Annotated in this window: 23 protein-coding genes; 1 reads left to right on the forward strand and 22 read right to left on the reverse strand. The window is 65.3% G+C overall.

Annotated elements, in window-relative coordinates; translation table 11 throughout:
• Nucleotides 1–34: 34 nt before the first annotated feature.
• The 12 genes from RBB42_RS04110 to alr all read right to left on the reverse strand — a co-directional run bounded on the left by RBB42_RS04110 (nt 35) and on the right by alr (nt 9,865).
• Nucleotides 35–598 (reverse strand): DUF2199 domain-containing protein, encoded by a 564-nt coding sequence (locus RBB42_RS04110; protein ID WP_305968238.1) that lies wholly within the window; start codon nt 596–598, stop codon nt 35–37.
• Nucleotides 599–651: 53 nt separating this feature from the next.
• The gene (locus RBB42_RS04115) at nt 652–918 is read right to left on the reverse strand and encodes an amidophosphoribosyltransferase (protein WP_305968239.1); all 267 of its coding nucleotides are present in this window, start codon (nt 916–918) and stop codon (nt 652–654) included.
• A 149-nt stretch (nt 919–1,067) separates the two neighbouring features.
• A complete protein-coding gene (locus RBB42_RS04120; RefSeq protein ID WP_305968240.1) occupies nt 1,068–1,679 on the reverse strand; it encodes a hypothetical protein in 612 nt (203 codons plus the stop codon).
• Nucleotides 1,680–1,779: 100 nt separating this feature from the next.
• Entirely contained in the window at nt 1,780–2,361 is a 582-nt protein-coding gene (locus RBB42_RS04125) for an SMI1/KNR4 family protein (RefSeq protein WP_305968241.1), read from the reverse strand.
• A complete protein-coding gene (gene purF, locus RBB42_RS04130; RefSeq protein ID WP_305968242.1) occupies nt 2,358–3,860 on the reverse strand; it encodes an amidophosphoribosyltransferase in 1,503 nt (500 codons plus the stop codon). Before purF ends, RBB42_RS04125 begins: the two co-directional genes overlap by 4 nt.
• 324 nt (nt 3,861–4,184) lie before the next feature.
• Nucleotides 4,185–4,742, reverse strand: coding sequence for a CvpA family protein (locus RBB42_RS04135; protein ID WP_305968243.1), 558 nt, complete (start codon nt 4,740–4,742; stop codon nt 4,185–4,187).
• A gap of 75 nt (nt 4,743–4,817) precedes the next feature.
• Entirely contained in the window at nt 4,818–6,185 is a 1,368-nt protein-coding gene (radA, locus tag RBB42_RS04140) for a DNA repair protein RadA (RefSeq protein ID WP_305968244.1), read from the reverse strand.
• 166 nt (nt 6,186–6,351) lie between these two features.
• Nucleotides 6,352–6,822, reverse strand: a complete 471-nt coding sequence (locus RBB42_RS04145; protein ID WP_305968245.1) for a paraquat-inducible protein A — start codon at nt 6,820–6,822, stop codon at nt 6,352–6,354.
• Nucleotides 6,819–7,205 (reverse strand): hypothetical protein, encoded by a 387-nt coding sequence (locus RBB42_RS04150; RefSeq protein WP_305968246.1) that lies wholly within the window; start codon nt 7,203–7,205, stop codon nt 6,819–6,821. Before RBB42_RS04150 ends, RBB42_RS04145 begins: the two co-directional genes overlap by 4 nt.
• Nucleotides 7,202–7,948, reverse strand: coding sequence for an ABC transporter ATP-binding protein (locus RBB42_RS04155; protein WP_305968247.1), 747 nt, complete (start codon nt 7,946–7,948; stop codon nt 7,202–7,204). The genes RBB42_RS04150 and RBB42_RS04155 overlap by 4 nt, the downstream gene beginning before the upstream one ends.
• Nucleotides 7,949–8,048: 100 nt before the next feature.
• Nucleotides 8,049–8,780, reverse strand: coding sequence for an MlaE family ABC transporter permease (locus RBB42_RS04160; RefSeq protein WP_305968306.1), 732 nt, complete (start codon nt 8,778–8,780; stop codon nt 8,049–8,051).
• Between the two features lie 47 nt (nt 8,781–8,827).
• Nucleotides 8,828–9,865: an alanine racemase gene (gene alr, locus RBB42_RS04165; protein WP_305968248.1), complete on the reverse strand. Its 1,038-nt coding sequence runs from the start codon at nt 9,863–9,865 to the stop codon at nt 8,828–8,830.
• Nucleotides 9,866–9,984: 119 nt separating this feature from the next.
• Between alr and RBB42_RS04170 the strand changes: the two genes are divergently transcribed.
• Nucleotides 9,985–10,752, forward strand: a complete 768-nt coding sequence (locus RBB42_RS04170; RefSeq protein ID WP_305968249.1) for an adenosylcobinamide-GDP ribazoletransferase — start codon at nt 9,985–9,987, stop codon at nt 10,750–10,752.
• A 129-nt stretch (nt 10,753–10,881) separates the two neighbouring features.
• Here RBB42_RS04170 and RBB42_RS04175 read toward each other — a convergent pair whose 3' ends face one another.
• From RBB42_RS04175 to RBB42_RS04220, 10 genes are all read right to left on the reverse strand, one after another.
• Nucleotides 10,882–12,369: a replicative DNA helicase gene (locus RBB42_RS04175; RefSeq protein ID WP_305968250.1), complete on the reverse strand. Its 1,488-nt coding sequence runs from the start codon at nt 12,367–12,369 to the stop codon at nt 10,882–10,884.
• A 206-nt stretch (nt 12,370–12,575) separates the two neighbouring features.
• Nucleotides 12,576–13,247, reverse strand: a complete 672-nt coding sequence (locus RBB42_RS04180; RefSeq protein WP_305968251.1) for an orotate phosphoribosyltransferase — start codon at nt 13,245–13,247, stop codon at nt 12,576–12,578.
• A gap of 205 nt (nt 13,248–13,452) precedes the next feature.
• Nucleotides 13,453–14,487, reverse strand: coding sequence for a dihydroorotase (gene pyrC, locus RBB42_RS04185; protein ID WP_305968252.1), 1,035 nt, complete (start codon nt 14,485–14,487; stop codon nt 13,453–13,455).
• A gap of 53 nt (nt 14,488–14,540) precedes the next feature.
• Nucleotides 14,541–15,473: a phosphoadenosine phosphosulfate reductase gene (locus tag RBB42_RS04190; protein ID WP_305968253.1), complete on the reverse strand. Its 933-nt coding sequence runs from the start codon at nt 15,471–15,473 to the stop codon at nt 14,541–14,543.
• Nucleotides 15,474–15,645: 172 nt separating this feature from the next.
• Nucleotides 15,646–16,578: a Hint domain-containing protein gene (locus RBB42_RS04195; RefSeq protein WP_305968254.1), complete on the reverse strand. Its 933-nt coding sequence runs from the start codon at nt 16,576–16,578 to the stop codon at nt 15,646–15,648.
• Between the two features lie 153 nt (nt 16,579–16,731).
• Nucleotides 16,732–17,781: a glycosyltransferase family 2 protein gene (locus tag RBB42_RS04200; protein WP_305968255.1), complete on the reverse strand. Its 1,050-nt coding sequence runs from the start codon at nt 17,779–17,781 to the stop codon at nt 16,732–16,734.
• Between the two features lie 52 nt (nt 17,782–17,833).
• Nucleotides 17,834–18,538, reverse strand: a complete 705-nt coding sequence (locus RBB42_RS04205) for an FkbM family methyltransferase (protein WP_305968256.1) — start codon at nt 18,536–18,538, stop codon at nt 17,834–17,836.
• A gap of 1 nt (nt 18,539) precedes the next feature.
• Nucleotides 18,540–20,897 carry a glycosyltransferase family 2 protein gene (locus tag RBB42_RS04210; protein ID WP_305968257.1) on the reverse strand — a complete coding sequence of 786 codons (2,358 nt, stop codon included), beginning with the start codon at nt 20,895–20,897 and terminating at the stop codon, nt 18,540–18,542.
• Entirely contained in the window at nt 20,897–21,574 is a 678-nt protein-coding gene (locus RBB42_RS04215; RefSeq protein ID WP_305968258.1) for a sulfotransferase family protein, read from the reverse strand. The genes RBB42_RS04210 and RBB42_RS04215 overlap by 1 nt, the downstream gene beginning before the upstream one ends.
• On the reverse strand, nt 21,571–22,638 hold the full coding sequence (locus tag RBB42_RS04220; RefSeq protein ID WP_305968259.1) for a glycosyltransferase family 2 protein: 1,068 nt from the start codon (nt 22,636–22,638) through the stop codon (nt 21,571–21,573). The genes RBB42_RS04215 and RBB42_RS04220 overlap by 4 nt, the downstream gene beginning before the upstream one ends.
• Nucleotides 22,639–22,782 lie beyond the last annotated feature (144 nt).

A 22,782-nucleotide genomic window follows, 5' to 3' on the forward strand; every position in this document is an offset into this window, starting at 1 on the left:
GCTTTCGCGGGCGCGTCAAGCGCGGCGCGTTGCCTCAATCTGCGGCGAGATGGGGGCGGATGTCGTCGCCGCAGGCGGCGTAGATCTCCAACAGGTCGTCAAAGGAGAGTCCCATCGCCTGCGCTTCGGCCAGCGGCCCGTCTGTCGCCGTCACCTGCGGGCGCTGCGCTGGATCGGGCAGGGCCAGCGTGACCGCACCTTCGGCGTCTTCTTCGAACAGGGGCAGGGCATTGGCCAGAAGCCCCTCGGCAGGACCGAAGGGCTGGGCCGGGTCGTCGACAGTTGCCAGATAGGTGCGAAACACCGGCTCGGGCACCTCGACCCAGGGACCGAAGGAAAACCCGTCATCACTGCCGCGCAGGGGCAGGGTCAGTACGCCACGCAGGAAATAGCGTTTGCCGATGCGGCAGAATTCCGGGCCCAGCCGGTCGTCGTCGATTTCCAGGTCGTCGTCACCGGGACGCGGTCCGTGCGGCCAGTCGTCCGGCGCGTCGAAACCGATGTCGTAGATGCCCGAGAAGTGCCGCCCGCAGCAGGGGCAGGCTCGGTCGGGATTGTTGAAACGGCGCCAGCGGCTGTCGAGGGCAAGGAGGCTCATGGGCTTGGTCTGCGGGGCATCTCGCTTGGGGTCAAGGGGCCATCCGCTTCCGGCTATTGCGCGACCGGCTGCGTCAGCCAGCGGGTCTCACCCTTTTGCAGCAGCGCGATGCGGCCATCCTCGATCGCGACAATCGGGGCGCGGCCAATCTTGTCGCCTGCTTTCAGCGTGACGATCTTGCCGCCCGCGGTGCGCACCAGCGCCTTGCGGGCCTCGCCGCCGCCGGTCGTCCCCAAGAGGATCAGCGTGTCGAGGTTGCCCGTCGCGGGTGTGGTGGCCGCCGCGATGACGGCCTGCGGGGTTGCGGTTTCCTGTGCCATGTCCTGGTTCCGTTTTGAACAGATCAGGGGTCATACTGCGGTGCAGCATCAGGTGGAAGCGGGCGTAAATGGCATTCGCCAAAGGCCGCCGAAAGCGCAGGTGTACCGGCAAAACATTGCCGGTTTTGATTGGCGGCGTGATACGCTGGTCAATCCACGCGTGAAAGCGCGAGGTTGGTCAGGCTCTGGATCGCCGCCTGCAAATGTTCGGGGGACGCCGGCCAACTGGCCTGATCCGAGACCTCGAACGAAGGCCCCCAAACTTGGTAGAACTGCATCACCAGAGTGTCCGACCCGGCCAGCCTATTCATGTCGACGATGGCGATCTCGCCTTTGTCCGGCATTTCCTTGAGGCTGGAACAGAACAGCAGTGCCATTGCCCGCGTCTCGGACTTGATGAGGTCCTGAAGGACGGCATCGGTGCACGCCGCGCCATACTTGTTTATCTCGCCGTTGAGATAGCCTTGGGGAGGACCCGAACGTTTGTCCTGACCCATGATTCTATATAGTTGCGAGGGATCAGAAAAACTGTCCTCTTCTGGGACAACATCATAGCCATACAGCGCGCTGCCGTCGCCCAGTTGGGTGTCGATGATCTGCGTTCTTGTCAGTGCCTGAAGTCGCTCTGGATCGGAAACCCCGGCGGCCCATGGGGGCGGCTGGTGGGTGGCATTGATGTCGAACAGGTTCAGGTCAAGGCCCGCATCCTGTGCGGCGCCAAGGCTGGGCCAAAGGGCCAATAGAACGATTATTTTTTTCATTTCCGCAGATTAGAGCGCGGGAAACCGGGTGTTCAAGGCGGAAAACGATGCGCGCTGCTGTACGAATCCGGCGGGGAAAGACCGGTTTCGTTTGGCGTGGTCATCCAGGCAGAGGTGACAGGCGGGGAAGCGCGTAGTCACCCGGCGCATCCGGGTCGAGCAAAAGAAAGGTGTCCTGCCCGCGTGACCAGCGGTCAAACCAGTCAAAGAGGGTCAGGCCGGTGTCGAAGAGCGCCGTGCCGATAACCAGATTCTCGTCCCAGGCACTGGGTTCCCAGGTGAGCATCCGGTCACGGGTGGTATCGATGCAATCGTACATCGCGCAGCCAAGGTGGCAGATGGGCAAGAGTCCCTGCGGCCAGAGCCAAGTCGGCCTCTGCGGATCACGCGCGCGGAGGGCATGGTAGCGTCGGTCGGCAGTGGCGTCCTGATCATCGGCAAAGCCATCGCCGATGCCAAGCAGAGCGTAGCCGGGACCGAAGCCTCCGTTGCCGATCTCTTGCCAGACGCGGACAAGCACGGGCGGCATCTCAAAGTCCAGTTTTGTCCGGACCTGCTCCAGCGTGGCCGGGTCAAGAGACGGGGCCGGATCCGGTTCCGGCAGGCGCATGTCGTGGAAGGCGTCGACCCGGGGCAGGCGGGCGCGCAGCCGATCCAGCAACGCGCCGACCGGATCGGTCACTCGGCGGCCTTCATCTGAAAGCCCTTCTCGATCATGTCCGCCGGTTCCACCGGGTATTCACCCGAGAAGCAGGCATCGCAATACTGCGGGCACTTGGTGTCGCGGCCCTCGGCCTCGCCCACGGCGCGGTACAGCCCGTCGAGTGAGATGAACTTCAGGCTGTCGACGCCAAGATGGGCACACATTTCGTCCTCGGACATGGTGGCGGCCAGCAGCTTTTCGCGCTGGGGCGTATCCACGCCGTAGAAACAGGGCCAGGCCGTCGGCGGGCTGGCGATGCGGAAATGCACCTCTGCCGCGCCGGCATCAAGGATCATTTCCTTGATCTTGCGGCTGGTGGTGCCGCGCACGACGGAGTCATCGACCAGGATCACCCGCTTGCCCTTGATCAGCGCGCGGTTGACGTTGAGTTTCAGGCGCACCCCCATATTGCGGATCTGCTCTGTCGGCTCGATGAAGGTGCGGCCCATGTACTGATTGCGCACGATGCCCATGCCGTAGGGGATGCCCGATTCATGGGCAAAGCCGATGGCGGCGGGGGTGCCGCTGTCGGGCACGGGGCAGACCAGGTCCGCGTCCACCGGGGCCTCTCGTGCGAGTTCCACGCCGATCTGGCGGCGGGTCTCGTAGACGGAGCGCCCGCCGATGATCGAATCCGGGCGCGAGAAATAGACATGTTCGAAGATGCAGAACCGGGATTTGGCCGGGCGGAAGGGATAGTGCGATTGCACGCCGCCCTCTGCGGTGATGACCACCATCTCACCCGGTTCGATCTCGCGGACGAATTCCGCGCCGATGATGTCCAGGGCGCAGGTCTCCGAACTCAGGCACCAGCCGTCGCCCACCTTGCCCAGCACCAACGGGCGCACGCCCAGCGGGTCGCGCACGCCGATCAGCTTGGTCCGGGTCATCGCGACGACGGAAAAGGCGCCTTCGACCCGGCGCAGCGCGTCTTCCATGCGGGCGGGAATGTCACGCTGCAGCGACCGCGCCATCAGGTGGATGATGCATTCGCTGTCCGAGGAGGACTGGAAGATCGAGCCGCGCTCGATCAACTCGCGCCGGAGCGCCTCGGCATTCGTGATGTTGCCGTTGTGCGCGATGGCCGCGCCACCCATGCTGAACTCGCCGAAGAACGGCTGAACATCGCGGATCTGGGTCTGGCCCTTCGATCCGGCGGTGGAGTAGCGCACATGCCCGATGGCCAGCGGGCCGGGCAGGGTGTCCATCAGCGATTGCCGGGTGAAGTTGTCGCGAACGTACCCGAAACGGCGGGCGGAGTTGAAACCGCCCTTGTCCGGGTGATGGGCGACGATACCGCCGGCCTCTTGTCCACGATGTTGCAGGGCGTGCAGGCCGAGTGCCACGAAGTTGGCGGCGTCGGTCACACCGACAACGCCGAAGATGCCGCATTCCTCCTTGAGCTTGTCGCCATCGTCCGGGTCGCGGACGGCGTCGAAATCAAAAGGATGGGCGGGCGGAAATTTTGGGTCGGACAAGAGGGGGGCTCCGAATCCGTGTGCAGACGCAGCATGGTTTAATCTGCCGGTCCCGGAATGTCACGAAACGATTACAAGCGATCCATGGCGGCCTATCCGGTCACACCCAAGCGTCAGGTCACGAGTCCCAGCGCCCACCCGTTGCGCCGCCGCCTTCGTTGACCGGGCGGCGATACGGGGCGGTCTACCTGCTGGATGAGGGAGGTCTTTGCAGGGCCGACCCGCGCCCGGGCCCAAGCGCCATGTGCACCGTTTCCGGTGGACTGGACCGCCAGGAAAGAGATGTTCACACCGCCTGCCACCGGACCGTAGGTGTGGCGAGGCTCAGGGGGCCGCGCAGACGCTGACCAGTTCTTCGTATTGCGCGGTGATCCAGCCGAGCGCCTGTTCGGGGTTCTGTTCCTCGATCTGGTCGGTGAACTGCGCGAACACCGCCGCCGACCGCGAGTCGTTGATCATTGGAATGTCCTGCGCGGTGATCACCACCTCGTAGACGAAGAAGGCGATGGCCACCAACAGGATGCCGCGCGCCACGCCGAAGAAAAAGCCAAGCGCCTGGTCCAGGCCGCCAAGCGCCGACCGCTTGATGATCGAGGAAAACAGAGGCGTGAACAGGGAAACGACCACCAGCGCCAAGGTGAAAATCGCGGCAAAGCTGGCAATGACCGCCAGTTCGCAGCTGTCGGCCAGGAATTCGCCGATGACCGGGATTTCCTTGACCAGCGGTTGCAGTTGATCGGCAAACAGAAAGGCCACGATGGCTGCGGCGACCCAGCCGAGGATGGCCATCGTCTCGCGCACCAGGCCACGGGAATAGGCCAGCAAGGCAGAGAGCAGGATGACGACGCCCACCACGCCATCGACGATTGTAAAACCTTCCATCTGCCGCGTCCGCCTCTTCCTGCTCGGACCCTCCGGCCCGTTGTCGTGTCTGTTACCGTGGTTTCATCCGGTCCGCTATCCCGCACCGAAGACATCGCCGACAAAAGCGGTCAGATCGGGCATCCGTGTCAGCGCCATGCCGCCGGATGCCGCGGCCTTTCCGCCATCCGGCAGAATCGCCTTGGAGAAACCAAGTTTGCGCGCCTCTTTCAATCGGTTTTCGGACTGCCCGACGGGGCGCAGGCTCCCTGATAGGCTGATTTCGCCGAAAACGACAGTATCGGGCGGCAGGGGGGCGTCCTCACGGGCGGAAAGTAGCGCAGCGGCCACAGCCAGATCCGCCGCCGGTTCGCCGACACGCATGCCTCCGGCCACGTTCAGGTAGACGTCGAGCCCGGCAAAGGGGATGCCACAGCGCGATTCGAGCACGGCCAGGATCGTCGCCAGCCGCCCCCCGTCCCAGCCCACGACCGTCCGGCGCGGCTGGCTGTGCGGGCTGGGGGCGACAAGCGCCTGGAATTCCACCAGAACGGGCCGCGTGCCCTCGATCCCGGCAAAAACCACCGAGCCGGGCGCCGGCTGGCCGCGTTCGGACAGGAACAGGGCCGAGGGGTTGGGCACCTCGGACAGGCCGCCGCCGGTCATCTCGAAGACACCGATTTCATCCGTGGGACCGAACCGGTTCTTGACCGAGCGCAGGATGCGGAACTGGTGCCCGCGCTCGCCTTCGAAGTAGATCACGCTGTCGACCATGTGTTCGACCACGCGGGGGCCCGCCAGCTGGCCCTCCTTGGTCACATGGCCGACCATCATGACGGCGCTCCCGGTGCGCTTGGCAAAGGTGGTCAGCTCATGCGCGGCGGCGCGCACCTGGCTGACGGATCCCGGCACGCTGTCGACATTGTCCGCCCACATGGTCTGGATCGAATCGATGATCGCCAGGTCGGGGCGGCTTTCGTCCAGCGTGGTCAGGATATCGCGCAGGTTGGTTTCCGTCGCCAGTTTCACCGGCGCCTGTTCAAGGCCCAGTCGCCGCGCGCGCAGCCGCACTTGCGCGCTGGCCTCTTCGCCCGAGATATAGACAACCTTCAACCCGGCATTGGCAAAGGACGCCGCCGCCTGCAACAGCAATGTCGACTTACCGATCCCCGGATCGCCGGCCATCAGCACGGCGCTTGCTGGCACCAGCCCGCCGCCCAGCACACGGTCGAACTCGTCAAGCCCGCTGGCGGTGCGTGGCGGCGGATCTTCCTTGGTGGAGAGGTCGCTCAGCGCCACGGCGCGGCCACGCGAGTTGCCCAGGCTCTTGCCCGACGGGCCCTGGCTCAGGGGCTTCTCCTCTGCGATGGTGTTCCATTCGCCGCAGGTTTCGCAGCGGCCGGCCCACTTGGTGCCGGTGGCGCCGCAGGACTGGCAGACGAAACGGGTCGAAGCTTTGGCCATGTGGTCTCCGCTGGCAGGTCACGGAGGGCTTATGCCGTATCCCGCCGCCGGGGCCAATGGGGCGGCGGATGCTTGCGCTGCGCCTTTGTTTCTTTGGGCCGAAAATACCTCCGAGGGTGAATGGACCGCAGGTCCAGAGGGGGCAGCGCCGCCTGCCTCGGATGGATCAACCCGCCGGCCGGGACTTTTCAACGAGGCCCAGCACGACCGACCCAAGGATGCAGCCGGTGAAAAGGTACAGCCCCCAAGCGGTTTCCACCCGGCCCACGCCCATGCCTTGTGCCAGCGTGATATAGAGCGCGATCAGAAAGACATCCGCCATTCCCAGCCGCCCGATCACGTTCAGCGCGGGCAGGGTGCGCCGGTCCAGGACATCGAACTGCACCAGCGCCAGCCCCAGCGTCTTGATCAGGGGCGCCACCAGCGCAAACAGCGTCACCAACAGCGCCAGGAACACATCGGTCTCCCAAAGCGCTTGGAGGCCCGAGACCAGGCTGATCTCGCTCATGCCGAAGAGCGGCAGCAGGCCGGCGCGCATCAGCGGCGCGAACCAGGATATCGGGTACAGCAGGAACAGCGCAAGGTTGAGCCAGCGCAGGTGGTGGCGCCAGCCCGCGGCCCCGGTGGCCTCTGTCACGAGGTCCACCACCACAAACCCAGAAGCGCGGCCAGCATCAGACCGTGCACCAGGTCGATCCAGCGCCAGCGCGCGCCGGGCGTGACGCTGCTGATCAGGAACAGGCCAGAGGGCACCAGAAGCGCGGTGATGCCTCCATTTTGCGCCATCGTGCGCGCGGCAGAGGCATAGACCATCCCGTCGTTCAGGCCGACGGCGGGCGCAAGCACGGTCGCGACACCGGCCAGCGACAATGCCAGCGCCGCCAGCGCGGGCCAGCGTGCCAGACCCTGCCCCTTGATCACGCGGATCGCCGCGAGGATCGCCAGGACTTCCAGGTAGAGGAATTTCTTGGCGAAGAGAAAGAATAGGACCACCGGGTCGGGCTGAAAGATACCGTTCATCGCACCGCCTCGATCGGGCCTTCGGCACGGCCCGAAATGAACTGGTCGACATAAGGATCGCCGCTGTCGTCCAGCTGCGACACGGGGCCGCTCCACTGGATGACGCCGTCATGCAGCATGGCCACGCGATCGGCGATGGCGCGCACACTGGTCATGTCATGGGTGATGGTCATGGCGGTGGCGCCCATCTCGGTCACGATCTCGCGGATCAACTCGTTGATGACGCCCGCCATGATCGGGTCCAGCCCGGTGGTCGGTTCATCGAAAAAGATGATCTCGGGCTCGGCGGCGATGGCGCGGGCCAGCCCGACGCGCTTCTGCATCCCGCCCGACAACTCTGCCGGAAAACGGTCGGCGACGTTGGATTTCAGGCCCACGCGGCGCAGTTTGTCGATGGCTATGGCGCGGGCCTCGTCGCGCGGTTTTTTCAGCGAACCGCGCAGCAGCCGAAAGGCCACGTTCTGCCAGACCGGCAGGCTGTCGAACAATGCCGCACCTTGAAAGAGCATCCCGAAGCGCGCCAGAAATGCATCACGGTCGGCTTTGGTGACGTCCTGCCCGTCCAGCGTGATGGTGCCGCTGTCCGGCGTGACAAGGCCAAGGATGCTTTTCAGCAGAACGGATTTTCCGGTGCCCGAGCCGCCGATGATGACCATCGAACTGCCCTTGTCGATCGTCAGGTTCACATCGCGCAAGACATGATTTTCGCCAAAGGATTTTGCCACGCGGGTCAGGTCGATCATGCGTCACCTCCGGATTTGGAGAGTGCGCCAACATGAGGCGTCAACGTATTGAGACCTTTGAGTGATTGCGGCCAGGACGGGGCGTGTTTCGTCATTCCTGTCATAGTGAGAAAAACGCCCCAGTCAGCAGGAAGTTCGCGGCCAAGATCAGCACCGCAGCCGCTTCGACCGAGCCCTTGGTTGCGCGGCCCACGCCCTGGGCACCGCGCCCCGAGGCCATGCCGAAATAGCAGCCCATCAGCGCCGCCAGCCCGCCAAAGGCGCAGCCCTTGACCAGCGAGGAAATCACGTCGAGCAGTTCGAGGAAATCCATCGTGTTCTTGAGATAGGCCGCCGGGTTGAACCCCAGAGAGCCGGTCGCCACCGCGTAGCCACCAAAGATGCCGATCACGTCGCCCACCGCCACCAGGAGCGGCACCACGATCAGCCCGGCCAGCACGCGCGGCGCGACGAGGTATTTCATCGGATCGGTGGATAGCGTGACCAGCGCGTCGATCTGTTCCGTCACCTTCATGGTGGCGATTTCTGCCGCGATGCTGGAGGTCACGCGGGCAGCGATCATGAGGCCCACCAGCACCGGGCCAAGCTCGCGTACCATGCCGATAGCGACGATCTGCGGTACCACGGCCTCTGCGTTGAAACGCGCGCCACCGGAATAGATCTGCAGGGCCAGGGCCGCGCCGGTAAAGATCGCGGTCAGGCCAACGACGGGCAGCGACAGCCAGCCGATGTTCAACAGCGCCAGGCCCAGTTCGCGGCCATAAAAGGGCGGGCGCAGCACATGGCTGAGCGCGGTCAGCGCAAAGAGCGCGACACGCCCGACGACGGCCATCAGCGCCAGCGTTGCCCGCCCCAGCGCCCCGAATGGCGACAGCAGGATCACGCGCCGGTGTAGGTGCGGGCGTAACGCGCACCAAGCGAGGTGAGGATCTCGTAGCCGATGCTGCCGGCCCACTCGGCCAGCGTGTCGACGCTCTGGTGACGGCCCAGCAATTCAAGACTCTCGGGCGTCTCGGACACGGCGGTAACATCGACGCCGATCAGGTCCATCGAGATGCGGCCCAGCACCTCGCACCGGGTTTCACCGGCCCAGAGATGGGCCTTGTGGCTCATGGTGCGCAGGATGCCGTCGGCGTAGCCGGCGGCGACGGTGGCGACCCGGGTCGGGCGTTCGGCGGTCCAGGTGTTGCCATAGCCCACGGTTTCCCCCGGTTCGACGTCGCGGACCTGGATCACCGGCAGGTCGACAAAGGCGACGGGCCGTGCATCGACGAAAGGCAACCCGCCATAGACGCCGATCCCGGGGCGGGTGACGTCGAAATGATAGTCCGGGCCCAGCAGCACGCCGCCGGTGGCTGCCAGCGAACGCGGCGCTTCTATCCCGTCGGTCATCTGGCGGAAGGCCCGCAGCTGGTGGGCATTCATCGGGTGATCGGGTTCATCGGCGCAGGCAAGGTGGCTCATGATGAGCGCGGGGTGCTGCGACAGCGCGATGTCGCGCAGCGCGCTCCATTCGGCGGGTTCCATGCCCAGCCGGTTCATGCCGCTGTCGAGCTGGATACCAAACCCGTGGCCCGGCAGGCTTTCCACATGGCGCAGCATCTGGTCGATGGAATTGATCATCGGGGTCAGCTGCGCGTCGCGGATCAGCTCGGCATCGCCTGTCATGTGACCGGAAAATATGCAGATTTCCGGACCCGGCCCAAGAATGCGGCGCAGTTCTGCGCCTTCCTCGGCGATGGCGACAAAAAACCTTCTCGCGCCTTCGGCGGCCAGGGCCGGCGCAACGTGGGACAATCCAAGGCCATAGGCGTCCGCCTTGACCACGGCGCCGGCCTCGGCCTGGGCCATTTCGGCAAGTGAGCGCCAGTTGGCGCGCAGCGCCGCGAGATCGATGGTAAGACGTGCCTGAGCCATGTCCGCTGTCTTTCTCAGGTTCTGGGCGAGCGTCAAGCGCGAAATCGCCGCGCGTGCGGGCTGGACGGCGGGCGCTTGCCGCTTATGCTGGGCTACCGGACATCGAGGGAGGGTCAGGAATGTTCTCGGCACTGCGGCTTGAGGGGCTGCTTTTCCTCCTGGCGCTGCGCTATCTGACCCGAATTCCGATGCCGCGCGGGCTGCCGGTGTCGGACGACCTGATGGTCCGGGCGGTGAAATACCACCCTGCCGTGGGCGCGTTGGTGGGCGGAATCGGGGCCTTGGTGCTTTGGTCGGCGTCGCCCGCTCTGCCTTGGGCCACGGCGGTGCTCCTGTCGCTGGCCGCGACCCTGCTTGCCACGGCGGGATTTCACGAGGCCGGGCTGGCCGACGCGGCCGAGGGCTTGTCCGTGGGCCGTGACCGGGCCGAGGTCCTCAAGATCATGGATCACACTCGGCTGGGCACCTACGGCGCCCTGACGCTTGCCGTGATCCTTGGGTTAAAACTGACGCTATTGGCGGGGTTTTCGCCGGGCCAGGCCTGTCTGGCCCTGATCGCTGCCCATGCGGTGGGGCGCATGGCGGCGGTGCATGTCACGCTGACCACCGTGCACGCCCGTAGCGAGGGGATGCAGAAGTTTGTCCCCAAGGTCACGCCAGACGGCTATCGTGTCGCGCTGGCCTGTACGCTGGTGGTGCTGGCGCTGGTCTTGAAGCCGTTGAGCCTCGGCGCGGTGCTGAGTGGCTTCATCGGGGCAATCCTGCTGGCGCAGGCCTTCCGGGCGCTCTGCGTGGCGCGGATCGGAGGATATACCGGCGATTGTCTCGGTGGGTCCGTCCTGTTTGGAGAACTGGGGTTCTACCTTGGGGTGGCGTTCTGGTTATAGGCGCAATATCAGCTCATTACGGCCCAATCTTCAAGCGCCATGGAAAAGGCATGCCATTCGGGTTTTGGCAACCCGGACCGGTGGAACCTGTCCCGGGCCGAATTGCCGGTCTGCCTGATGATGCTTCCGTTATACCTGTCCCGCATCGCCGTTCTGCCACGGCTTGACGAGGTTGCCGAAGCGCGTGAACTGGCTTTCGAAGGACAATTCGACCGTGCCGATGGGGCCGTGACGCTGCTTGCCGATGATGACCTCGGCCTTGCCGTGCAGTCGGCTCATGCGTTCCTGCCAGGCGGCCATTTCGTCCAACCGGTCGTCCGAAGGCTTTTCCCGTTCGACGTAGTATTCCTCGCGGAACACGAACATGACAACGTCCGCGTCCTGTTCGATCGAGCCCGATTCCCGCAGGTCCGACAGCTGCGGTCGCTTGTCGTCGCGGCTTTCGACCTGGCGTGACAGCTGTGACAGCGCGATGACGGGGATGTTCAGTTCCTTGGCAATGGCCTTGAGCCCCATCGAGATCTCCGCGATCTCCTGCACCCGGTTGTCGGCGGTGCCGCGCAGCAGTTGCAGGTAGTCGACGATGATCAGGTCCAGCCCGTGTGTCCGTTTCAGGCGGCGCGACCGCGCGGCCACCTGGCTGATCGGCAGGGCTGGCGTGTCATCGATGTAAAGCGGGCAGGCCTCGAGGTCCTTGGCGGCCTGGACGAAACGGCGGAACTCGGTCTCGTCCATGTCGCCCTGGCGGATCTTGTGGCTGGAGATTTCCGAGGCCTCGGCCAGGATCCGGCCCGCCAGCTGTTCGGCGCTCATTTCCAGGCTGAAGAAACCGACCACGCCGCCGTCGATCGCGCCGGTGCTGCCGTCCGGGCGTTCACCCTTCCTGTAGGCCTTGGCGATGTTGAAGGCGATGTTGGTGGCCAGCGAGGTCTTGCCCATCGAGGGGCGTCCGGCAAGGATCAGAAGGTCGGAAGGGTGCAGGCCCCCCAGCTTCTTGTCCATGTCGATCAGTCCGGTCGAGATGCCCGCAAGGCCGCCTTCGCGCTGGTAGGCTGCGTTGGCGACATTAACTGCCTCTGTTACGGCCTTGAGAAAGCTTTGAAATCCGCTTTCGGTCTGACCTTGTTCCGCCAGCTTGTAGAGCGCCTGTTCGGCCTCGACGATCTGTTCGCGCGGCTCGGATTTCACGTCGACCTTGGCGGCCTTGTCCGAGATGTTCTTGCCCAGGCGGATCAGGTCGCGGCGCACCGCCAGGTCATAGATCATCTGTGCATAGTCGCGCACCGCGAAGGTCGAGACGGCAGAGCCGGCAAGCCGGGCGAGATAGGCGGTGCCGCCCAGTTCCTTGAGTCCCTCGTCGTCCTCCATGAAGGCCTTGAGCGTGACCGGCGAGGCGAGGTTGTTCTTGGCGATCCGCGCGGCGGCGATCTCGAAGATGCGGGCGTGCACGGGATCGTAAAAGTGCTGCGCGCTGATGATGCTGGCAATGCGGTCGTAGATGTCGTTCTCGGTCAGGATCGCGCCAAGCAGCTGTTGCTCGGCCTCGATCGAGTGCGGCATGGTTTCGGCGGACTGGACTTCGATGCCGGTCGGATTGATTGTGGCGATCTCGTTCATTTTTCTCCCCCACTGCTCGGGATGGCGGCATAACAAGCGCAGCCGCCGGGGTGCAAAATGTATGTTTCTGGGGATAAGCCGGGGACGCTCTCCACCACATCATATTGCCAGCCAAGGCGCCGTTGCGTCAACATCTTGACATAGCGACTCTGGGCTGTGGTGAAGGCGCCACAGGCAACGTTCTCTTTGCAAAGCTTGACGCCGGGTTATCCCCCGGCGCGGGCCGCGCGCCAAGCGTGCGGATCCTTGAGGAACGACTCGACCTCGGCCAACACGCCCGCGTGTTTCGCGGGGGCCTCTGCCAGCACTTCCCACCAGGTGCAGAGATGGTGCAATTCGACACCGTGGTCACCGAGGGTTTTGATCGTCTCGGGGAAGATTCCGTAGTAGAAGATCACCGCCGTGTGGCCACAGGTGGCGCCGGTGTCGCGGATGGCATCGACAAAGGACAGCTTGGAGCCGCCGTCGGTGGTCAGATCCTCGACCAGCAGCACGCGCTGGCCTTCGGACATGGCGCCCTCGATCCGGGCATTGCGCCCGTAACCCTTTGGTTTCTTGCGGACATATGTCATGGGCAGGCCCATGCGCTCGGCCACCAGCGCGGCAAAGGGAATGCCTGCCGTTTCGCCGCCGGCGATGTTGTCGAAGGCCTCGAACCCGGCGTTGCGCATCACGGTGACGGTCAGGAAATCCATCAGGGTACTGCGGATGCGCGGGAAAGAGATCAGCTTGCGGCAGTCGATGTAGACGGGCGAAAGTTGGCCGGAGGCGAGTTTGAACGGTTCGTCGGTCATGAAGTTGACCGCCTCGATTTCCCAGAGCATCCGCGCGGTCAGGCGGGCCATTTCTTCGGCGGTGGGATAGGTCGAGGGGATCATGGGACGTGCTCCGGCTGTCAGGGTCGCGCCGGATTAGCGCGTTGCGCGCCGGTTTTGAAGGGCATTTTACCGGCTGAGCGTTTTGTACAAAACGTACGTTTTGTACGCCGAAATCCGCATTTTGTACAAAACACAGGATGGCCAGCCGCGCGCGCGAATGGCCACGCGGCAACCGGTAGGTTCACCTGTCGGGTTTGTGTGCCGTTCAGCCCACGCGCCAGTGCAGCGGCATCATCGGGTTGAAGACCGTCACCGGGCCGTCGCCGGTTTCGATCTTGTCCGGGTAGCTGACCGGTTCGCCCCTGGTCAGGGTCACGCGGGTCTCGTTCGGAGGCAGGCGGTAGAAGGCCGGGCCGTTGAGCGAGGTGAAGGCCTCCAGCTTGTCCAACGCGCTTTCCTGTTCAAAGACCTCGGCGAGGATCGACAGGGTGTTGGTGGCAGTGAAACAGCCCGCGCAGCCGCAGGCGTTTTCCTTGAGCGGGTCGATATGTGGCGCGCTGTCGGTGCCCAGGAAGAACGAGGCATCGCCCGAGGTGGCTGCCGCGCGCAGGGCTTGCCGGTGTTCCTCGCGCTTGGCGACGGGCAGGCAATAGTAATGCGGCTTGATCCCGCCCACGAGGATGGCGTTGCGGTTGATGACCAGGTGGTGCGTGGTGATCGTGGCGCCAAGATCATCGCCGCCGGAGCGGGCGTAGTCGGCGCCCTGGCGGGTGGTGATGTGTTCCATCACGACGCGCAGGCCGGGGGTGGCCCGGCGGACCGGGTCCAGGACGCGGTCGATAAAGACGGCCTCTCGGTCGAAGATGTCGATGTCTGCATCGACCACCTCACCATGTACGCAAAGGGGAATGCCCGCCTCTGCCATCGCTTCGAGCACGCCGCGCACCTTGTCGAAGTCGCGCACGCCGGAGGCAGAGTTGGTGGTGGCGCCCGCGGGGTAGAGTTTCACCGCCGTCACGATGCCGTCCGCATGGGCACGGACCACGTCATGCGGGTCGGTCTCTTCGGTCAGGTAGAGCGTCATCAGCGGCTTGAAATCGGCGCCGTCCGGCAGGGCGGCCAGGATGCGGTCGCGGTAGGCGGCGGCCTGGTCGCCGGTCACGACGGGCGGCACCAGGTTGGGCATGATGATGGCGCGGGCGAAATCGCGGGCGCTTTCGGGGGCGATACCCTGCAGCATGGCGCCGTCGCGCAGGTGCAGGTGCCAGTCGTCGGGGCGGCGAATGCTGATCTGTTCCATGCCGGAGCGGTTAGCACGCGGACCCGCGCCGCGCCAGCCTGTCTTGGGAGGTCTCAGGCGCTGTCGCGCTCGGCCTCGATCTGGGCCAGCCGCCGGCGGAAACGGGGGGCATGCATCCGCGACACCACGTTCTTGCACAGGGCACGCGTCAGTTCCGTTCGCCCATCGGCTTCCAGCCTGTGCAGGAGCCGGCGCAGGTAGGGCGGGTGATCGCGTCGGGCGCGCAGCATCGAGGCAAAGAGCGCCGGGGTCAGGCGATCCTCGGCCGCGGCGGAAAGCAGGCCGGGCAAGAGGTCGAGCGAACGGAAGTCGGCCTGCAGCGCGCTGCCCATGAAGGGGGTGCGAAAGCGGGCGACATTGCGTTTCTCGAACAGCGCGGCATGCATCGCGTCCAGCCGTTCACGCGGGTCGTAGATCACCCAGGCCTTGTCGGCGGCGTCGATCATCTCGGGCGCGAACCCGTAGCGCGAGGTGAAGTCGCGGCGGCGTTCCTCGACAAAGCGGTCGTCCCATTCGGCAACGCGCGGGTCCAGCGTGGCCTGCGGTTGCAGCATCAGGACGCGCGCGCCGGGGGCGGTGACGGAATAGGCGCCGGCGGCATAGCCGCAGGGGCCGGCACCGTAGAAGAGGACCGTCTCGAACTCGTCGAAAAAGCCGTCATCCAGCAGTTGGTCGAAAAAGGCATAGACGCGCGGGTCGCGGAACCATGTGTCGCCGTGGCTGAGCAGCGAGAGCGAGGACCATCCCGCGCCACGCACCATGTCAAAGCCGATGGGCGTGCGAGTTTCCGACAGGGCCTCGATCCCGGACATGCTTTCAAAGCTCACGATCAGCGTGTCGCCGTCCTCGACGAAGATGGCGGCATGGGTCTTGCCCAAGGGCTCGGCAAACCCATGCTCCTCTCCGATACGCCGGAGCGCCCCCAGCCAATCGCTGCGCGAGAGCTGGCTGAGATCTGGGGCAAAGCTGCCTTGATGAGCTTCCATACCGGACGATCCTCGTGTTCCGCGAAAAAATAGACACGGATTTGAGCGAAACCTACCCTGTATTTTCGGCAGGATTATGGTCGGTCGATGGCAAAACGGTGTGGCAGACGCGCCATGCGAAAGCGCCGCCCGGTGGGGGCGGCGCGGTGTCCGGTTGCCGGGGGCGGATGTGTCAGGCGGCGCGGCGGCCCGCCAGGCGCGCCTTGAGCGCGGGTGGCAACAGGCGGCGCGAACTGACACGGGGCATGGGCATCTCGGCCAGCGCGGGCTCTGTTCCGAACCGCGCGACATAGTCGGCGTAGTTGTCAAAGCTGCGGCGGCCAACGTGGTCGATATAGGTTTCCGCCTGCGTGCCCTCGGCCAGGATGATCTCGTGGCCCTCGGTCTCGATGTGATAGACGGCAAAGCTGTCGCCAAGCTCGGACAGCGGAACCCAGTCGATCGTCTCGCCGTTGACCAGCGCGCTTGCGTTGACCAGGAGCCCGTCGATCACCAGCGCATGGTCCGCGGTCAGCACCAGGTCGCGCCGCGGCAGGCCATCGCCCAGGGCACCGGCGCGCAGGCGCACCGGCTGCAAGCGGTCGGCAGGACCGAAACGGGTCGAGACCTCCTGCGTCCAGATCCATTTCACCGGCACGACTCGGCCATCAGGGGTGAGAACCGGGTCGCCCATGGACAGGGTTTCCACCGCCCGCTCGCCCTCGGGGGTCGCGATCAGGGTGCCCTTGCCGAAACACAGGTAGACGTTGCTGTCGCTGGTTTCGGACTGAAAAGTGTTGGATGTTCCGGACGTGGCGACGAGCGTCTGCGTGGTCGCATTGGGAATGACCAGCGCGTAGGTGCCCGCGCCGTCGGTGAAGACCGGATATTCGACGCCGTCGCTGCCCGAGATCGTGTAGCCGGTAAACGTGGCCGCGCCGCTGGCAAAGGTGTCGACGCCCGCGTCGAGCCTGCCGTCTTCGTCCTGGTCGACGATCGTGGCCGACGTGTCATCGGCGGAAAACAGACCGGTCCAGTTCAGGCTGCTGCCCGAGTCGCCCTCGGTGCCGTTGAATGTGACGCCGGACAGCAGGACGTTGCCTTGCGGTTCGTAGTTGGTCGGCATGGAAATCTCCTGGAGAATGGTAAATCGGCTTAACCAATTGAATTGGTAAGCGTTCAGGCCGGGAATTCAACCGACCGGCGGCAAAAGATGCATAGAAAGATGATAATTTATTTTTGCCGTGGGGGTCCGGGGACGTCCTGCGACGGGGCGATGTCAGTCCCGGTCGCCGGACTGCCTTGCGCGGCTGGCATGGTGGGCCAGAAAGCGAGCGGCCTGGATCGGAACGGGGCGCGACGGCGGGGTCATCAGAAGCCGCGCGAAAAGCGCGCGGTAGGGTTCCCGGGTCAGCAAGGTCTCCAGCCTGTGGTGACGCCATGCGACGGCCTCGGCGTGCAGACGGGCCAGTTCCGGGTCGGCGGCCAGATCGGCGCGCCGTTCGGCCACGCCGGGCAGGGTCAGGATGCTGCGATCTTCCTCCTGGCTCCAGTTGCGCTCGACCCAGTAGTCCATGCCGAGCGCGTGGTCCGAATGCACCGCGCGACCCCGGTCGGCCTTGAGCAGGTAGGTTTCCATCGCGCCGAGCGCATAGTGGTTCAGTTGGGCCAGCGCATAGTTCGATCGCCCGTACTGGGAAAAGATGCGGCGAGTGCGGAACTGTTCGTGCAGCTCGCGGCCCTCGCCGTCGAACCAGCGGGCAGTGCCAAGCCGGGACGTGTCGGGCGCGCGCGGACGGTGAACGCCCAGCCGGGCATAGGTGCCGTCGTTGCGGTAGAGCGTCTTGAACATGGCCGCGCGCCAGGGCCAGTGCATGACCACAGGCGCGGCGGCGGTGAATTGTTCCGTGATGGGCGCGTCGGCATAGCGCACGACCCCGGCATTGCCAAAGAGCCGCCAGGTGAGCGTGATGGCCGTGGCCTGTGGCAGGGCGGCGATCAGGGCGGGCAGGGTGCGGTCGCCGGTGTGGATGTTGACGTATTCGTCGATGTCCAGCGCCAGAAGCCAGTCGGCATCCCGGACCGCCTCTGCCTTGTCGGCCAGTTTCAACCCGGTGAATTGAATACCGCGGTCGTCATGTGGCCCGTCGTTGCGGATATGGGTGAGAGGCGCGACCTGCGCCAGCCGGTCCAAGAGCGCATCGGTGCCGTCCTGGCAATCGTTGGAGAGCGCGACCACATGGGTCACGCCGCAGGCAAGGTGATGCGCCAGCCAGTCAAGGAGAAAGGCGCCCTCGTTGCGGACACAAAGGACTGCGGTGATCTTCACTTGGCGCCCCCTGCGGGGTGGCGACGTTTCAGCAAAACGACCTGCGGCACGATCACCAGTCCTTGCGGAAGGTGACGACCTTGGCCTCGGACGCCTTTGGGAAATAGGTCAGCCCGGCGCGGTGCATGGCGTCAAATACCGCCTGCACCCCGGATTGGCCGATCCATTGCGGGTGCAGCTCGATCACGGCGGCGCGCAACCCGGTCCAGTCGGCGGCGGGCAGCAGGTCTGCCTCGGCGCCCTCGATATCGCAGACGAGGACATTCGGCCTTTCCGCCTCCAGCACCGGGGCGATGGCGTGCTGCATGATCGCCACCTCTTCGATCACCGTGTCGGGATCGGCGGCGCGGTCCATCGAGGAGGCGAGGAAGTTCTTGCGGACGTAGAAGGGGACGGGATCGCCTGCCTGCGGCGACAACAGCGCGTTGCGCAGATCGACGTTTTTCACCCCGTTGGCCGCGTGGACAGAGCGGATGTAGGGGATCAGCGCCGGGTTCGCCTCGTAGCTGACCACGCGGGCGACCTCTTTCTTCACCGACAGCAGCGTGGACATGTAGCCGATGCCGCCACCCAGTTCCAGCACCCGGTCACCCGGGCGCACGACGCGCATGACCGCGTCGCATTCCTTGCGCTCGTAGGTGTCGGATTTCAGCGCGCCGCGGATGCGGCCGCGGGTGATCTGGGGATGCTTGGGGATCTTCAGCCCCCGCGAATACAGGTAGGGATCGCGGGGGGCGGGCCCGGCGGCGCCGTCCATCTCAGGTCTCCATGTCGAGGGCCAGCGCATAGGCCACGCGTTCGGTTTCCGTCAGGTCCAGAGCCAGCGCCTGCCGATAGAGTTCCTCGAACTCGGGCATGCCGCGCAGTTCGGCGGCCTTGGCGCGGTGCCATTCCAGCGCACGGTGATGCGCGGCGCGCAGTGCGTCATCGCGCATCAGCCGGTCGTACTCGGCCCGGACGCGTGGGATGTTGCGCTTGATGGTGATGTCGCGGTGCACCGACCAGTCCATGCGGATCCAGTAGTTCAGCCCGATGTTGCGGTCGACATGCAGGGCACGGCCCCTCTGGCGCTTGATGAGAAAGCTTTCGGCCGACCGCAGCGCGTAGTGATTGAGCTGGATCAAGTCATAGCCGATGGTTCGCTTGGAACTGCGCCAGCCATTGCGGATCGCCGCCTCCGTCATGTCGTGGCCCGACCCGTTGACCCATTTCACCCTGTCCTCGAACCCTTCGGCCAGCTTGTTGGGCCTGTGGCACGAGATCTTTTCATAGGCGCCGATGTTGCGGAACATGGTCTTGAAGCCCCAGGCCGTGTGCGGCTTGGGGCAGTATTTCGGGGCGCAGGTGTCGAATTGCTCGATCACGAAACGGTCGTCGAGACGGTGCACGCCGTTGTGCCCGAACAACCGCCAGGTCATCGCGATGTTGGTGGCGTCGGGCAGCCGCTGGAACAGGTCCGACAGGGTGCCGTTGCCGCAGCGGATGTTGACGAATTCATCGACGTCGATATGGGCGATCCAGTCGGCCTGCTTGATCAGATCCTCGTCCAGCGCGGCATCCAGCGCGTGCTGTTGCGGGGATTTGCCGGACCATGCGTTGTTGTCGCGGTGATGGACGATGCCCAGCTGGTTCAGCCGGTCGAGGATCGCGACCGTCCCATCTGAACAGTCATTGGTGTAGATCAGGAAATTGTCGAAGCCGACCGCGCGGTGATAGGCGATCCATTCAAGGATATAGGGGCCTTCGTCCTTCTTGCAGGCGACGATGACATTGCCCGTCGACCCCTTGGGCAACAGGCGGCGCGGCGCCGGCGCAAAGGCGGCGGCCAGGTCTTCTTCGTTGATGCGGCCCAGCCGGTTGTGCGGCGCATAGGGAGAGCCGTGCAGGCGCGCGAAGTTCCGTTTCGCCTGCGCGGGCAGGGTCTCTTTGGCCGCATCGGTCAGTGGCGGTGTGTCCGGCTCTGCCGGGGGGGCGCCGGTCAGATGCGCCAGTTCCTCGGCCCGGGCGGCGCGTTCTTCCTTGTCGCCGCGGGCGATGCGCCAGCGGAAGGCCATCAGGTATTGCGTCGCGCGGAAACCGCGCGTCGGGTCGGCCTCTGTCCAGTCGCCGCAGATCGGGTCGGCCTCCATGTCCTCGGGCGACATGCCGGGGTGATCGGCACAAAGCGCGGCGATGTCCTCCTCGAAGCGCATGGACAGCGCCGAGAGCCCGCCCGCAAGGATCGCGCCGCCCGGCACCTTGATCTCTGCCAACAGCTTGCGCCAGAGCGGACGGGGCAACAGGATGTCCTGCCGGTCGAGAAGGCGCAGCACCGCGTCGTTGAACAGCCGTGCGCGGGTCAGCCAGGCGGCCGAGGGCAGGCGGGGCAGGTCCTCTGCTTCGGCCTTGCCGATCTGCGCGGAAATGCCGAAGGCGGCGCGCAATTCATCCGTCGCCGCGTCAGACCAGAGCCGGTCGCGGTTGATCGAGCGGAACTGCACCGTCTCGGCGCCAAAGACCGCTTCCCATTCCTCTTGCAGGCGGGTGTAGTCCAGCCAGTGATTGGCGCCCTGCACCTCGCCGAAGAGCCCGGCCAACGGGGCGGTCTCGGGCCGGGTATCAAGCGCTGCCTGCCAGAAATCCGGCGCCTCCAGCAGGCCCAGTTCCAGGTCCAGCGCGCGCGCCCGCCCGTCCAGCACCTGCGCGCCATAGCGGGCGACCAGCGCGCGGGCGGGGTCGTCCAGCCAGGCGACGATACGGATATCCGTCGAAATCGGCGCCAGCAGGTCGCGCAGGCGTTCCAGCTCGGCCCGGGTGCTTAGCGAGGTGCCCAGCTGATGCGCCGAGAGGATCAGCGCCTGCGGGGTTTCGCGCGCGACCTCCTGCGCCAGTTGGCGGGTCACCTCGTCGCGCAGGGCCTGTTGTTTCTCGGGCAGCATCAGCCCGCGATTGAAGCGCAACACATCCGGGCGGTCCGGGTCGCTGACGGCCATGAACAGGCGGGTGTGATTGCGGGCGCCGGGGCTGCGGGCAAAAAGCACGCCCTCGTCCCTGAGCCGTCCGCGCTTGGCGTCGAGGACCCTTTGGATCCGGTCACTGGACGGACCGTCCGGCCCGATATGTAGATAGATCCGCATCACGCTGCCCCTCGTGCCGTTTTGGTCTTGTCGTTCTTGCCTGTCGTCCCCGTTTCGGGGTTCTTGTTCCGTGTGCCCCACCAGGGCAGGTCGATCCTGATATGCGCCGAAAGCCGCTGTCTTGCGTCCTTGGCGCCCACCGGCAATTCAAGGTAGCGTGGATCCTCGCCAAAGAGGTCACGCAGCATGGCGTAATGCCCCTCGATCCAGCGGATGCGCTGATCATCGGTGGCGCCATAGCCCTCCGGCAGGCCGGGGATCGCCCCGCCGGGCAGGCGGTCCTGCCCGAGGTTACCCCAGCGGCGCATGCTGTCCGAGATATCCGCCGCCGGGCGCCAGGTGGCCACGAACAGCATGTCGGGCCGCGCCAGGCGCATCGCCTTGATCATGGCGTAATCGCATTGCGGCCAGAGCGAGGCGGCGGGGTTCAGGACACTGATTTCCGTCAGCGCGTCGTAGACCCCGTCGAGAAAGGCGAATGGGTCGCCCTTGTCGAAGTAGCCGTTATAAAGCTGGCGCGCGATGTAGGTGCCGCCCAGGCCAGCCTTTCGGCAATGCACGCGGCGCACCTTGTGGTCCGCCGCCCGCCAGCCGCCTTCGGTCAGCGCATGGGCCAGCGTCGTTGTGCCCGTCTTGGGCAGGCCGAGGTTCACCAACTTGACGTGCAGGTCGCTCATAGCCCCAGCGCCTCGATCAGTTCCGCCTCGCCCGGGGGCAGGGCGGGAAGGGCGGCCAGATGGGCGTACATCCCGGCGTAACCCGCCCGCGCCATCAGCGCATCGCGCCGTTCGCGGTGCAGGCGCACGCAGTCGCCGTGCAGGAAGGCAATGTCCGGGTCCGCCTTCAGCGAGTCCAGCGCCGCCTTCAGCCGCGGCAGGTAGCGCTGGATCGAACGATCCTCGACGGCGGCATCGTTGCGTTCGCGCCAATAGGTGTCGTCAAAGACACGCCCATCGCGGTTCACGTCGCCGCGGTCGTTCTTGACCAGGTAGCTGTCGAGCGAGCGCAGTGCATAGTGATTGAGCGTGGCGAACTCGCGTGCGCCCCTGGCGGGAAACTTGCGGATCCGGCGCGGGTTGGCGGCGGTCAGGAACTTGTGCGGCACGCGGCGGCCAGAGGCATCGGTCCAGACCGGATGCATGTCCTCTGGCAGGGACTTGCGAATAAAGGGCCGGTGCGCGCCGAAATACTGCAGCGGGAAATCCCGTCGGACGAGGCTTTTGACCTCGATCGCGGTTTCGGCGCACCAGAGGTCGGGATTGTGGGACCGGGTGAACTGGGCGATCACCGGGCGGTCGGTGAAATCGGTGATGCCGCCGTTGGCAAAGAACTGGAAGTTGACGGAAATCGCCTGCGGATTGCCGCAGGCGGCGATCAGCGCGGGGATCGTGTGATCCCCCACATGCACGTTCAGGAACTCGTCGACATCGGCGATCCAGACCCAGTCGGCCCCGGTCACCAGCGGGTGTTTCGCGGCGGCCTTCAGCGCCTCCATCTGGTAGTTGCGCCCCTCGGCGGGATTGGGCAGATGGACGACGCGGCCGGTCTCCGGGCGATCAGAGGCGGCCAGCGCGTCCAGCAGCGCATCGGTGCCATCGGTGCAGTCGTTGGAGTAGAACAGGAAATCACTGATCCCCAGAAGACGATGAAAGGCAATCCATTCCAACAGGAACGGGCCCTCGTTCTTCACGCAGGTGACAGCGGTGATGCGCCGCGCGGCGCCCGCCTTGATCTCGGCCATGTCTGCTCGTCTGCCAGAACTCCGGGTTTCTCCCCGGGTTTTATACTCCGAATCATGACATTCCGTGAGCACCCCGTCAATCCGCGCCGTCGTCAAGGGCCTCGGGGCGTGACTTCCGTCCTATTGACGCCCCTCGCGGGGCTT

Source organism: Mameliella sp. MMSF_3455 (genome assembly GCF_030733205.1).
GTDB lineage: Bacteria > Pseudomonadota > Alphaproteobacteria > Rhodobacterales > Rhodobacteraceae > Antarctobacter.